The sequence below is a fragment of the Pontibacter kalidii genome, assembly GCF_026278245.1.
GTDB lineage: Bacteria > Bacteroidota > Bacteroidia > Cytophagales > Hymenobacteraceae > Pontibacter > Pontibacter kalidii.
Genome location: NZ_CP111079.1, coordinates 3625545 through 3638329, shown reverse-complemented (window position 1 = coordinate 3638329; position 12785 = coordinate 3625545). Strand labels below are relative to the sequence as shown.

General features: G+C 53.1%; 11 protein-coding genes. All 11 read right to left on the bottom strand.

Going from position 1 to position 12785, the window contains the following annotated elements; translation table 11 throughout:
- Positions 1-16 precede the first annotated feature (16 nt).
- Positions 17-607, bottom strand: a complete 591-nt coding sequence (gene ruvA, locus OH144_RS15130; protein WP_266203116.1) for a Holliday junction branch migration protein RuvA — start codon at positions 605-607, stop codon at positions 17-19.
- Positions 608-2881, bottom strand: coding sequence for an NADP-dependent malic enzyme (locus OH144_RS15125; RefSeq protein ID WP_266203115.1), 2274 nt, complete (start codon positions 2879-2881; stop codon positions 608-610).
- Positions 2882-3136: 255 nt separating this feature from the next.
- Entirely contained in the window at positions 3137-4642 is a 1506-nt protein-coding gene (locus OH144_RS15120; protein ID WP_266203114.1) for a lytic transglycosylase domain-containing protein, read from the bottom strand.
- A gap of 8 nt (positions 4643-4650) precedes the next feature.
- A complete protein-coding gene (gatA, locus tag OH144_RS15115) occupies positions 4651-6087 on the bottom strand; it encodes an Asp-tRNA(Asn)/Glu-tRNA(Gln) amidotransferase subunit GatA (protein ID WP_266203113.1) in 1437 nt (478 codons plus the stop codon).
- A complete protein-coding gene (locus OH144_RS15110; RefSeq protein WP_266203112.1) occupies positions 6084-6302 on the bottom strand; it encodes a Sec-independent protein translocase subunit TatA/TatB in 219 nt (72 codons plus the stop codon). The genes gatA and OH144_RS15110 overlap by 4 nt, the downstream gene beginning before the upstream one ends.
- Before the next feature lie 37 nt (positions 6303-6339).
- Entirely contained in the window at positions 6340-6552 is a 213-nt protein-coding gene (locus OH144_RS15105) for a Sec-independent protein translocase subunit TatA/TatB (protein ID WP_266203111.1), read from the bottom strand.
- Between the two features lie 796 nt (positions 6553-7348).
- Positions 7349-8584 carry a murein hydrolase activator EnvC family protein gene (locus OH144_RS15100; RefSeq protein WP_266203110.1) on the bottom strand — a complete coding sequence of 412 codons (1236 nt, stop codon included), beginning with the start codon at positions 8582-8584 and terminating at the stop codon, positions 7349-7351.
- 77 nt (positions 8585-8661) lie between these two features.
- The gene (locus tag OH144_RS15095) at positions 8662-9414 is read right to left on the bottom strand and encodes a DUF4292 domain-containing protein (RefSeq protein ID WP_266203109.1); all 753 of its coding nucleotides are present in this window, start codon (positions 9412-9414) and stop codon (positions 8662-8664) included.
- Positions 9407-11173, bottom strand: coding sequence for a tetratricopeptide repeat protein (locus OH144_RS15090; protein ID WP_266203108.1), 1767 nt, complete (start codon positions 11171-11173; stop codon positions 9407-9409). Before OH144_RS15090 ends, OH144_RS15095 begins: the two co-directional genes overlap by 8 nt.
- A gap of 3 nt (positions 11174-11176) precedes the next feature.
- Positions 11177-12184 carry a sugar phosphate nucleotidyltransferase gene (locus tag OH144_RS15085; RefSeq protein WP_266203107.1) on the bottom strand — a complete coding sequence of 336 codons (1008 nt, stop codon included), beginning with the start codon at positions 12182-12184 and terminating at the stop codon, positions 11177-11179.
- Between the two features lie 142 nt (positions 12185-12326).
- On the bottom strand, positions 12327-12779 hold the full coding sequence (dut, locus tag OH144_RS15080) for a dUTP diphosphatase (RefSeq protein WP_266203106.1): 453 nt from the start codon (positions 12777-12779) through the stop codon (positions 12327-12329).
- Between the last annotated feature and the right edge of the window lie 6 nt (positions 12780-12785).

The following is a 12785-nucleotide window of genomic DNA, read 5'->3' as shown; positions in this document are numbered from 1 at the left end:
AATAGGGTGTTCTCTCTTATGAAGATTTCAACGCAAACTTAATTAATTCCTCTACGCTCAGGCCACTGCCCTCGCGCTTAATGATTGCGTCCAAAGTTTTCTCTGCAACGTTCTTCGCAAAGCCCAAGGTCACCAATGCTGATAACGCCTCGGCACGGTTGGTATTGTGTGCCGCAGCAGAGACAGGAGCATCGGTTAAAAGCACTTCCTTCTTCAACTTGTCCTTCAGTTCCAGGATAATGCGCTGGGCCGTTTTAGCGCCTATCCCTTTCACATGCTGAATGGTACGTACATCCTCCCGCACAATAGCCTGCTGTATCTCCTCCACCGACAGCGAAGACAAGATCATCAGGCCCGTATTGGGCCCGACGCCGGAGATGGAGATCAGGTGCAGGAACGCTTCTTTCTCAGCCACCGTGGTAAAGCCGTACAACGTATGGGCGTCCTCCTTAATATGCAGGAACGTATGCAGCCTGCAACGCTCCCCACCTGGCAACGACGAATAGGTGCTGAGTGGAATCTTGATCTGATACCCTACGCCACTAGCTTCGATAATGACGTAGGTTGGATCTTTGTGTGTCAGTTTGCCATCGATATAGGCTATCATCTATATATGTTGATCGTTATAGTTTTGAGCATCTACGACAGCAATGGACACCATGTTCACAATGTCGCGGATGGAAGAGCCTAACTGCAGGATATGCACTGGTTTGCGCATGCCCATCAGCACAGGCCCAATCACCTCAACGCCACCTATTTCCTGCAGCAGCTTGTAGGCAATGTTGCCCGAGGTGAGCGTCGGAAAAATCAAGGTATTCGCCCCTTTTTCGGCCAGTTCACTGAACGGATAGTGCTCGCGGAGCAGGTTTTTGTTCAGGGCCGTATTGGCCTGCATCTCCCCGTCTATCAGCAGGTCCGGGTAGCGCAGTTTGGCCTTCCGCACTGCTTCGGCCCCTTTGTCCGGGATATCGCCGCGCACAGAGCCGAAGTTGGAGAACGAAAGCATGGCCACGCGCGGCTCGGTATCAAAGAAGCGCACGGTACGGGTCGTCAGACCGATGATGTCCACCAGTTCGTCAGCAGTAGGGTTCACCGTAACCGTGGTGTCGGCAAAGAAGTAAGGTTCCTTCTGGCCCAGCACAATGTACATGCCGGCCACCTTGTTTATACCTTCTTCCACACCGATCACCTGCAGCGCCGGCGAAATGGTTTTGGAATAGTCGCGGGTAAGGCCGGAGATAAGCGCATCGGCCTCGCCGTTGTGTAGCATCATACTTCCGAAGTAGTTGCGGTCGCGCATCAGGCGCTGCGCATCGAACAGGGTGATGCCCTTGCGTTGGCGCTTCTGGTAAAGGATCTGGGCGTACTCTTTCTTCTTGTCCTCCTCCACCTGCGGGTCTATGATGCGTGCCCCGTGCAGGTCCATGTTGTTTTCCCTGATGATGGCTTTGATGCGCTCCGGGTTGCCCAAAAGTATAGGCGTAGCAATGCGTTGCTCCTGCACGATCTGTGCCGCCTTCAGGATCTTGTAGTTGTCGGCCTCGGCAAACACCACTGTTTTCGGGTCTTTCTTGGCCTGCGTGGTAATGCGCGACATCAGCTTCTGGTCTATGCCGATGCGTTCCTTCAACTCCTGCTCATAGGCTTCCCAATCGGTGATGGGCTTGCGGGCTACGCCGCTCTCCATGGCTGCCTTTGCCACTGCCGGTGATACGGTCGTGATCAGGCGCGGGTCCAGCGGTTTAGGGATGAGGTAGAAGCGTCCGAAACTGATGGTGTTGTCGCCGTAGGCCTTGTTCACGATCTCCGGAATGGGCTCCTTCGCCAGTTCCGCCAGCGCACGCACGGCTGCCAGTTTCATCGCCTCGTTGATTTCCGTAGCGCGCACATCCAGCGCACCCCTAAAAATGTAGGGAAAGCCCAGCACGTTGTTTACCTGGTTCGGATGGTCGGAGCGACCGGTGGCCATGATCAGGTCCTCGCGAGTGGCCATCGCTACCTCATAAGGGATCTCCGGGTCGGGGTTCGCCAGGGCGAAAATGATCGGGTCGTTGGCCATGAGCTGCACGTACTGCGGTGGCAGCACGTTTCCGGCAGAAAGGCCCACGAACACGTCGGCGTCCTGCATGGCTTCTTCCAGCGTGGTAATTTTGCGCGTGGTCACGAATTGCGCACGGTAGATATCCAGGTCGTTGCGCTCCGGACGGATGATGCCCTCCTTGTCGAACATCACGATATGATCTATCTTCACACCGAGGGCCACGTACAGCTTGGCGCAGGCAATGGCGGCGGCGCCGGCGCCGTTGATCACCATTCTGATTTGCTCGATCTTCTTGCCAACCAGTTCCAGCGCGTTTAAGAGAGCCGCGGAGGAGATGATGGCGGTCCCATGCTGGTCGTCGTGCATCAGCGGGATGTTCATCTGCGTCTTCAGCGCGTTCTCGATCTTGAAGCTCTCCGGTGCCTTGATATCCTCCAGGTTAATGCCCCCAAACGTGGGCTCCAGCGACTTCACAATGCGGATAAACTCCTCGGGGTCGGTGCTATCGATCTCAATGTCGAACACATCTATCCCTGCGAATTTCTTGAAGAGCACACCTTTCCCCTCCATCACCGGTTTAGAGGCATCCGGGCCTATGTTGCCGAGGCCCAAAACAGCGGTACCATTCGAGATGACACCTACCAGGTTGCCCTTGGCAGTATACTTGTATACATTATCCTTATCAGCGAAAATCTCTTTGCAAGGTTCTGCAACACCCGGAGAGTAGGCCAGTGCTAAGTCGTGCTGCGTACTCACCATCTTGGTTGGCACTACCTCAATCTTCCCGGGCTTTCCGTCCATGTGGTAGTTCAGGGCGTCCTCTTTGTTTACTTTAATCATGTTGTGTTGTTGTAAGTAGTAAGCTGTCTCAGTTTAGCCTACGCTTCTTTGATTTTTCCCCCTGCTGCATGGGGTAACTACTAATTTTATAAGAAATTGCCGTTAATCCAAACCGAGCCTCCAAAGATAAGCGGTGCAAAAGTCAGGAGTGCAGAAAATGTTGTTTTTTTAACCTGAAAGCCCCGCCGGCAAAGTATAAACAAAGAGCACCTTCCGTGCGGAAGGTGCTCCTGGTGTAGCGGGTGGTGCGGCAGCCTAGCTCAGGATCAGTTTCTGACCAGGCTTCAGGTTGTTAGACTTTAGCTTGTTCAGCTTTTTTATCTGTTCCACACTGATGCCGTCATACTTGCGTGAAATCTGCCAGAGCGTGTCGCCCGGCTGCACATGATGGATCAGCTCCTTTTTCTCTACCACTGATCTGGAGTCAGCCTTTGCCTGTGTATTGGAAGCCAGCACGGTCGTGGTGGCCTGCCCCTGCTGTATGATCTGAAGCTCCTGTGCTGGCCTAATGTAGCTGCTGTTCAGGTTGTTCCATTCCTTCAGCTGGTCCACCGTCACGTTATGCCTTCTGGCAATGCTGATCAGGTTATCGCCGGGTTGTACGGTATACTTTACCTCAGATGATTTTACCGGAGCCTCCGTTCTGGCGGACGCCAGCAGGACAGGGGCCTGCTCCGGCGTGTTTTGCCGGAGTGGGGCAGAGGCCGCGGCTAAAAGTATACAGCTCTGGTCTTCGGCGGTGGCCAGCAGAGTGGCCCTGGTGGAAGGAACGCGCAGTTTATACTTGTTGCCGGGTATGGTGTTATTCTTTAGTTCCGGATTCAGGGCGAGCAGCTGCTCCGGGCTGAGGTGAAGCTCGGCAGCCAGCCTGTCCAGCTCCAGCTCCTGTTTTACCTCCAGGTAAGCCACCTCGGGCTGGTAAAGTATAGAGTCGGAGAAAATGTTGTGCTCGCCGGCATAGTGCATGGCATAGCGCACGGCCGTCATACTAGGTACATAGCCTCTTGTCTCGCGGGGCAGGTATGGGAAAATATCCCAGAAGGATTTCTTGCCGCCAGCCTTGCGAATGGCTTTGTTTACGTTGCCCTGGCCGCAGTTATAGGCCGCCAGCGCCAGCTCCCAGTCGCCGTAGTACTTATGCAGGCGGCGCAGAAACAGCATGGCCGCCTCTGTGGACTTCTCCGGGTCCAGGCGCTCGTCGATGTACTGGGTTTGGTGCAGGCCATACTCGCGGCCAGTGGGCTTCATGAACTGCCAAAGCCCGGCTGCCCCCACGGGGCTCTGTGCCAGCGGGTTCAGGCCCGACTCCACGATGGCCAGGTACTTGAGCTCATCCGGCATGTTGTGCTTCTTGAGGTATTTCTCGAAAAGCGGAAAGTATACGTTCTCGCGCGTGAGCATGGTGCGCGTATACTTGCGGTTGCGGATGGTAAAGTAATCGATAAAATTCCTTACAAAATCGTTGTATACCAGCGGAATGTCCGATTCCAGGCAGCTTAACCTGTCTGCGATCACATCATCCGGCTCGTTTGGAACCACCTCCACCATCAGGGCCAGTTCTTCTGACGAGAGCATCTGCACACTGGTGTCTGCTAGGATGGCAGTGGTCCTTGATCTTAGAGAGTCCGTTGAAACGGACAGGGAGTCGCCGAAAGCGGAGGGCGCCTCAAGCAAACGGCTATGGGCAGTAGCACTGGCGTTAAACGCGCAGATGCTACCAGCCATAGCCGTAAGCAATGTTAGGAATTTGCTGTAAGTCATGTCAAGGTTTAGGCGTCAACGGTTATCTTGTCCAGGATGTAATTTGAGAAAGCCAGCAGCTGCGGCTCCTCAAATGAGCGGGTCATTAACTGCAACCCGATGGACAGGCCGTTGGCATCGCGACCAACCGGTATAGAGATGGCTGGCACGCCTGCAAGTGAGGCCTGAACCGTGAAGATGTCAGCCAGGTACATGGCTAATGGGTTCGCTGTATTCTCTCCTATTTTAAAAGCGGTGGTAGGAGCGGTAGGCAATATAAGGAAATCATATTGCTGAAGCAACTCATCAGTCTTCTCTTTGATCAGGCGTCTCACCTTTTGCGCCTTAGTGTAATAGGCGTCGTAATAATCGGCGCTGAGCACAAAGGTTCCCAGCACGATGCGGCGCTGTACTTCCGCTCCAAAGCCTTCGGCCCTTGTCTTCTTGTACAGCGATGTCAGGTCGGTTACATTATCGGAGCGGTAGCCATACTTCACGCCGTCGTAGCGGCCCAGGTTTGAGCTGGCCTCCGCCGTGGTGAGGATGTAGTAGGTGGGCACCATAAAGTCAAGGTATGGGAAATCCACGCCCTCTACCTCATGGCCTGCGTCGCGCAGCATGTCCTTTACGCCAAGGATGGCATCTTTTACTTCGGTTTCCAGTCCTTCGCGCTCAAAGCAGTCGCGGATGTAGCCGATCTTATACTTTTTGTCTGTTTGCAATAGCTGGCTGTAGGCCGGCACCTCGCGCTGACTGGCTGTGCTGTCCATGCCATCGGCACCGGCTATTACCTCCAGTAGCAGGGCCGCATCCTCCACGTCCTTCGTAATCAGGCCAATCTGGTCGAAAGAAGAGGCGTAGGCGATAAGGCCATAGCGGGAAATGCGGGAATAGGTAGGCTTAAGGCCGATAACACCGCAGAATGACGCCGGCTGGCGCACCGATCCACCTGTATCAGAGCCGATAGAGGCCAGGCAAAGATCAGCCTGCACGGCCACGGCTGAGCCTCCCGAAGAACCGCCCGGCACACGGGTAGGGTCATCGGCGTTCAGCACGTTGCCGAAAGAGGAGTTTTCGTTAGAGGCACCCATGGCAAACTCATCGCAGTTCTGGCGGCCAATGATGATGGCGTCCTCAGCGAGCAGGCGTTGTACTGCAGAGGCAGTGTAAAGCGACTTAAAGCCGTTCAGGATCTGGCTGGATGCCTGCAGGCTGTGGCCCTCGTAGGCCAGCACGTCCTTTATGCCTATAACCATACCTGCCAGCTTGCCGGCAGTGCCGTTGGCTAGCTTCCTGTCAACGGCGTCGGCCTGGGCCAGCGCCTCTTCCTCAAAAATCTCCAGGAAAGCGTTCAACTCAGCCTTCTCCCTGATGTTGCGGAGATACTGCTCTGTCAGTTGCCTGCACGAAACCTGGCCATTGGCAATGTCTGTGCGGATGTCGCGAAGCGAATTATACTGTCTCAACCTTTTTTGGACTTAGGATCGTCTTTAATGGATTGCTCTAGATCGTGTTTAATCTCGTCTGCCGCATCTTTGAACTCCCGCATGCCACGGCCAAAAGAGCGGGCAATACTCGGGAGCTTATCTGCGCCAAACAGCAAAAGGATGGCGGTCATGATGACCATCATCTCACCTCCCCCCAGGTCTCCCAAGAAGAGGAAAATATAATTAAGGCACATAAGCTACCTTAAAAACTATGCTTTTGGCGGGAAGAGCTTATTTGGTAGTGCTGTCGTCTTTCACCGAATTCTCGATGTCGCTCTTGATCTCCTTAGTGGCATCTTTAAACTCACGAATGCCGCGGCCAAGGCCTTTAGCCAACTCAGGGATACGCTTAGCACCGAACAGCAACAGAATTGCAAACAGAATCAGGACTACTTCCGTGCCGCCCAAGCCTCCAATAAATAAGAAAATGTTAGTGATACCCATGTCTTTAATGTTTAAAGTTGTGCTACAAAATTAGGGTTAATATTTTAATTAACCCACATCAGTCGGGATAAGTTTAAAACGCCTTAAGTTAAGTGTAAGTATAGAACTTGTTGTAAAAAGGAGCCGAATTACCAGGTGTAAGTTCGGCAGGGAGCAGGAAAGTTCTAAGCACCACTTTCCATTTTATAGAGATAATGCTTCTGTTTTGTCCCAGGAAAGGAAGCAGGTTCTTTGAGCTTACGTATAAATTATTGTAACTCAGCTGTTTGATTTTCGGTCTCCTTATGGTATAAAACTTGTTGTGCCAGAAATCGGGTATAGGAAGAATTGCGCCTTTTTACCCTTAAGTGTGGTTAGCGGAGCAGCTTCTAACTTTTTTCCTCAGGTGCAACTTTATTGCATTTCTGCATGTTTCAGAAATAAAGAGCAGAACTCTGAAACCTTACTCTTAAATAGCAGTATAGCTATACAAAGATGCTTACTAGCAGCAATTAGTTTTTGCCTCAATGTTGCATTTTTATAAACGAGGTTGTAATTTAGCGAAATGAAATCTCAGCAGTGCCTTCAGGGCTGCTCATAGATATAAATATTAAGTTTGTTTTCATAGCTTGGAAAGGCACCCTGCACTGTGGGGTGTTTTTTTATTTTTGCACAGTGCTGTTCTGGGTTTTAACAGAAACGGCCTTTAGTTATTTAAGTCTGGCTTCGCCTGGGGGAGGCGGAGCCTAAAAGAAAAGCCACAGCGATAGCTGTGGCTTCTTCGATTTTTGAGACCTGAGGGCCAGCGTATCTTCTGTTATGGCTTGGCTATCCAGCTTTCAGGGTTCATGTTCGAGCTGTTTTTCCAAACCTGGAACTGTAGCTCTGTGGTGCCGTCGCTGTCGGTATACACTGTGCCGATTGTATCTTTAAGCTTCACATCCTGCCCTGGCTTTACTGTTACCGTCTTTAGTTTGGCATATACAGTAAAGTATTCGCCGTGCTGCACCATCACGATGTTGTTCATGCCTGGTACGGAGGCTACTGTAAGTACTTTCCCCTCAAAAACGGCACGTGCGGCAGATCCCTGTGCCGTTTGTATGTCTACACCGCGGTTTTCTACCACCACGCCTTTGAGCACCGGGTGGTTGTGGCGGCCAAACTTCTGCGAGATGAAGCCACGCTCCACAGGCCAGGCCAGCCTGCCTTTGTTTCCGGCGAAGGAGGAGGAGATGAGCGCTGCCTCGGGCGTAAGGGTTACTTTGTTGGGACTGCCGCTGGTTTCTTTGCCTGCCGCGCGCGCTGCTCTGGCCGCCCGGGCAATTTCCTCGCGCACAATGTCAGCAATCAGGTTGTCCAGTTTCTTTACAGCCTGCTGCCGCTCTGCCACTTCTTTCTTCAGGTTACTTTCCTGTTGGCTCAGGCGCGAGATCATGGTATTCTGTTGCTGCTGCAGGCTTTGCAGGTTTTTGTTCTCGGCCAGTTGCTTGCTTAGCAGGCTTTGCTTCTGCTCTCTCTTGGACTCCAGCACAGCCAGCTGCCCGTTCAGGGCTGCCTGTACCTTGCTTATCAGCTCCACCTGCTTCTTGCGGGCTTCGGAGTACTGCTGCAGGTAGCGCAGGCGCATCACAAACTGGTTAAAGGAGTCAGCGGCGAACAAAAACATGAGCTTATTGTAGCTGTTGGCTGTCTTGGAGGCGGCGTATACCATGGTTGCATACTCCTCCTTGAGCTTTTGCAGGTCGTTTTGTAGTGCTCCTACAATGCCCTCTGTCTCCTTTACGTCAGACTCAAGCAGGTTAATCTCCCGGGAGATGTTGGCAATCACCCCCTGCTGAACCGTGATCTTCTCCTTGATGGCGTTAAGTTGGCCAATGGAAGCCTGCTTCTGCTTGGCTGTTTGCTGCAGAATGCGGTTTGCTTCTTTTATACGGGTGAGGTTCTCCTTTTTCTCCTTCTCCAGCTGCGCCTTGGATTTTGCATTTTGAGCCACGGTGACTAGTGGCAGGCTCAGCAGAAAGAAGAAAAAGGCTAATCTGTAAAGGGCCTTCATCAAAACGTATGGTTCTTCTACTCTCAGTTTACAAATATGGCGAATCTAAAACGGAAGAACCAACTGGGGCCGGAGATTTAATTAAAGCTCAGGTGGGTATAGTCGCCGGGTACGCCGAACGGAAAAGTGAGGGGCTCCTGAGAAACGGTTACGCGGCTGTGCTTCAGGGTAAAGTCAGACACCTGGCCCTTTTGCAGCACCTGCGCTACCAGCTCATACGCGAAAGGTACCTGGCCGATAGGCGTGAAGTTGTTATACTTTACCGTGATGGTGTTGCCGGTGTTATTGTCTCTGGCGTTGAGTTGCTCCAGTTTGTTGTTCAGGGCACTGATAAAATAATCGAGGGTGAGGTTCTGGCGCTGCTGCTGCACATGGTGGCGGGCCTCTAGGTTCAGCACTTTCTCCGAGCCCGTGGACTGGTAGTTGCCCAACAGTATAGCCTGCAGCACATCGAAATTCACGTCTACCTGCAGCTTGTTGCGCAGAAAGCGGTAATCGGTGGCGGCGTATTCTTTCTTCAGGCGGTTCATAAAGTATACCGAGTCCTGCGTTAACATCATGCGGGCGGCCTCAATACCCAGGCCTGGTAACACCGATACCCAGATCACGCTGTCCTTCTGCATACGTATACTTACACCAGAGGAGAGATTGTCGTTCCTGTCGTTGAGGGTGACCTGGCTCTTACTGGTCAGGTAGGTAAAGTCGAGGTTCTCTACTTTTACGGCGCCAACGGTGGTGGTGGAGGCGGTGGCGGAGGTAGGGACAGTATCTTTCTTACAGCTTGCCAACAGCAGTAAGCCGCATACGAAAAGCAATAGATGCTTACTCATAAAGTTTTTTCTCTTTTATCTTTCGGTCGATAAAGGCGGAGGCTTCCCCTTTCAGCTTGGCTTTCTGCCACTGGCTTACGGCTTCTTCTTTCTTGCCCAGCTTGAAGAGCACATCACCGTAGTGCTCCACGATGGTGGCATCGTCAGAGATGGCCACGGCCTGCTCCAGGTATTTGCGGGCCTCGGTGTAATTGCCCATTTTGTACAGCACCCAGGCGTAGGTATCCAGGTAAGTGGGGTTGGTCGGGTGCTGCTTTACCAGCCGCTCTGACATTTGCCGGGCCTTCTCCAGGCTCTCGCCCCTCAGCGACAGGAAATAGCTGTAGTTGTTGAGCACATGCTCGTTATCTGCGTCCTGCGCCAGCACAGCTTCGTAAGCGGCGTCAGACTTCTTGTAGTCCTTCAGGGAGTTATAGCTATCGCCTAGCTGCATGTTAAACTGCATTACCAGCTCCGGCTCACCCACCGAAAGACGTTTGCCATACTCCAGGGCCTTTACGGCCTTCTCAAAGTTTTTCTCTATCAGGTGGCCGGTGCCGCTGTAGAACCAGAAAACCGCCTGGTTCGGAAACAGCTCCAGCGCCTGTTCAGCATGCTTTACCATTTCAGCAGGCTGCTCCAGCTCGGCATCGAGCAACACAATCTGCTGCCAGATCTTAAAATGGGAATCATCCAGCTTCACGGCCTTCAGGTAATTATCGCGGGCGATCTGCTTTTTGCCAACAATGGTCTGCAGGTCGGCGGCCACGGCGTAGGCCTTGGCTTCTTCCGGGTGCTTTTCAATCGTCAAATCCACCAGTTCCAGGGCCACGGGCTCAATCTGCGGGTTAGGCAGCTGGCGGATAAAGTCCACCAGGATGCGCACTTTCGTGTCGATATCGAGTTCGCTACTGGCAAAAGCCAGTTTTACCTCTCGTTCCGACTCCTTCAGCTCGCCTTTCTGGCGGTGCAGGTCAGAGAGCATGAGGTGGGCAAACGGGTTGCCCGGCTCCAGGCGCAATGCCTTGTGCAGGGTATGGATGGCATCTTCGGGGCGGCGGGAGGCGTTGTACAGCTCTGCCTGCGACAGGTAATAACGAATTTCGGTAGGGTAGGCCTTCAGCAGCTTCTCCCCCTCGGCAATGGCCTTGTCCACGTTCTTCTGGCGCAGGTATATCTGCTGGCGGTTTACCAGCAGCTGCTCCATGTCGCCAAATTCCTTTTCGATGCGATCATACGTCTTCAGCGCATCGTCGTAGCGCGACTGTGAAAGGTACAGATCAGCCAGGTTGAAGAGGTACTCGTTCGAGTTGGGGACGTTGGCCAAAAGGGCGTTAAAGGCCTGTGCGGCGGCATCATACTGCTGCAGTTCGGTGTGCAGCTGGGCCAGCAGCAGGTAATAATAGGCGTTTTTCTTCTCGAGGTTAACGGCTGCCTGGGCAAAGGGCATGGCCGACTTCGGCTCTTTCAGGTGCAGGTACGTCTCGCCGATCTTATAATTCAGGGCGGCGTTATTGGGGGTTACGGTATAGGCTTTTTGAAAAAGCTGGAGGGCTTGTTGGTAGTCCTCCAGCATAAAATATCTCATTCCATCCAGAAACATGGCCTCGCTCACCTGCCTGTCGCGCTCGCTGGGGGCCTGCACCTCTACGGGTGGTGCAGGAGCCTCCTGGGCGGCCTTGGCTTTCTTCTTCTTTTTTGAGGATTGCGCCGTGCTCTCGCCTGTGGCAAGTAAGGCAAGGCAGCAGGTGGCAAGTATAAAGTTTCTGAATGTTGTCATGTGTTACTCCGCAAGTGTGTTGTAGTCGCCAAGGCTGAGGTCAGACTGGCGCCCCTCGTACACAACAAAGTTGCCGAGCATTGAGTTTGCAACGTTGCCGTTTTTGAGGGTGGTGTTCTCCTGAATAATGGAGTTGCTCACCACGCAGTTGGTTACGTTTGTGCCGTTGCCTATCGAAACATGCGGGCCGACCACCGAGTTGATGATCTGGGCGTTTTCGCCAATGTATACAGGCGGGATAATCACTGCGTTCTCCAGCTTCGCCGACGAGGCCACCAGGCCTTCCTCATCCTTTATATACTCTAAATAGCGTTGATTAGTATAAACGGTTGCGTTTTTATTTCCGCAATCGAGCCACTCAGAGATAACGGCAGGTATAAACCGGGTGCCCTTGTTCTTCATGTTCTCCAGGGCGTTCGTTAGCTGGAACTCCCCTTTATCCTTGATGTTGTTGTCGAGCAGGTACTGCAGCTCGTCGCGCAGGTAAGCCCCGTCGCGGAAATAGTAGATGCCGATAATGGCTAGGTCTGAGATGAACTCCTGCGGCTTCTCCACAAAGTCGGTGATCTCGTTGTTCTCGTTGAGCTTGATCACGCCGAACGGGCGCGGGTCCTCCACGCGCTGCACCCAGATGGTGCCGTCGGCGTTGGTGTCGAGCTGGAAATCGGCCTTGAAAAGTGTGTCGGCGAAGGCCACCACCACTTTGCCTTCCAGTGACTCCTTGGCGCAAAGGATGGCGTGGGCCGTGCCCAAAGCTTCTTCCTGGTATGCAATCGTGCCCTTGGCGCCGATCTTGGCGGCGATCTCCAGCAGGTCGTTCTCTACTTCCTCTCCAAAATGGCCGATAATGAAAGCCACTTCCTCAATGGGCTCCTGGCATACTTTGGCGATGTCCTCCACCAGGCGCTGCACAATGGGTTTGCCCGCAATAGGTATAAGTGGTTTCGGAACTGTAAGTGTGTGCGGGCGCATGCGCTTGCCCATTCCGGCCATCGGTATAATAATCCTCATAGCTGTTTTTTATGTATCTAGGTTTTATGTTGAGCCTACAGCGCTTTGCTGCAGTTTTTGGATTCGTTGTTGGTTGTTCGGTGCTCGTTAACCGGACTTATACTTGTGGGCGATGAACGAGCAACGATTATCGATCAACGGCCTACTTCACTCCCGTGCTGCCGTAGCCGCCCGCGCCGCGCTCGGTGTCGGTAAGGCTGGCAGCTTCCTGCCATTCCACGCGCTCATACTTTGCCACCACCATCTGGGCGATGCGCTCGCCGTCTTCCACCACAAAATCCTGGTCCGAAAGATTAACCAGCAGCACCTTTATCTCGCCGCGGTAATCGGCATCGATGGTACCCGGGCTGTTCACGATGGAGATGCCATGCTTGTAGGCCAGGCCGCTTCTGGGGCGTATCTGCGCCTCGTGCCCCTCCGGCAACTCTATGAAAAGGCCGGTTGGGATGAGCGCGCGCTGCAGTGGCTTCAACGTAACAGAAGCCTCCAGGTTTGCCCGCAGGTCCATGCCCGCAGAATGTATGGTTTGGTAGCTCGGTAAAACGTGCTTCGATTGGTTAATGACGTTAACCGGCAGGTTCTTGTTGTTCTTCATCTCTAA

Bases quoted from the DNA above. Each gene is read 5' to 3' on its own strand.
- ruvA (WP_266203116.1), bottom strand. From the start codon at position 607: ATGATAGCCTATATCGATGGCAAACTGACACACAAAGATCCAACCTAC.
- OH144_RS15125 (WP_266203115.1), bottom strand. From the start codon at position 2,881: ATGATTAAAGTAAACAAAGAGGACGCCCTGAACTACCACATGGACGGA.
- OH144_RS15120 (WP_266203114.1), bottom strand. From the start codon at position 4,642: ATGACTTACAGCAAATTCCTAACATTGCTTACGGCTATGGCTGGTAGC.
- OH144_RS15110 (WP_266203112.1), bottom strand. From the start codon at position 6,302: ATGTGCCTTAATTATATTTTCCTCTTCTTGGGAGACCTGGGGGGAGGT.
- OH144_RS15105 (WP_266203111.1), bottom strand. From the start codon at position 6,552: ATGGGTATCACTAACATTTTCTTATTTATTGGAGGCTTGGGCGGCACG.
- OH144_RS15100 (WP_266203110.1), bottom strand. From the start codon at position 8,584: ATGAAGGCCCTTTACAGATTAGCCTTTTTCTTCTTTCTGCTGAGCCTG.
- OH144_RS15095 (WP_266203109.1), bottom strand. From the start codon at position 9,414: ATGAGTAAGCATCTATTGCTTTTCGTATGCGGCTTACTGCTGTTGGCA.
- OH144_RS15090 (WP_266203108.1), bottom strand. From the start codon at position 11,173: ATGACAACATTCAGAAACTTTATACTTGCCACCTGCTGCCTTGCCTTA.
- OH144_RS15085 (WP_266203107.1), bottom strand. From the start codon at position 12,184: ATGAGGATTATTATACCGATGGCCGGAATGGGCAAGCGCATGCGCCCG.
- dut (WP_266203106.1), bottom strand. From the start codon at position 12,779: ATGAAGAACAACAAGAACCTGCCGGTTAACGTCATTAACCAATCGAAG.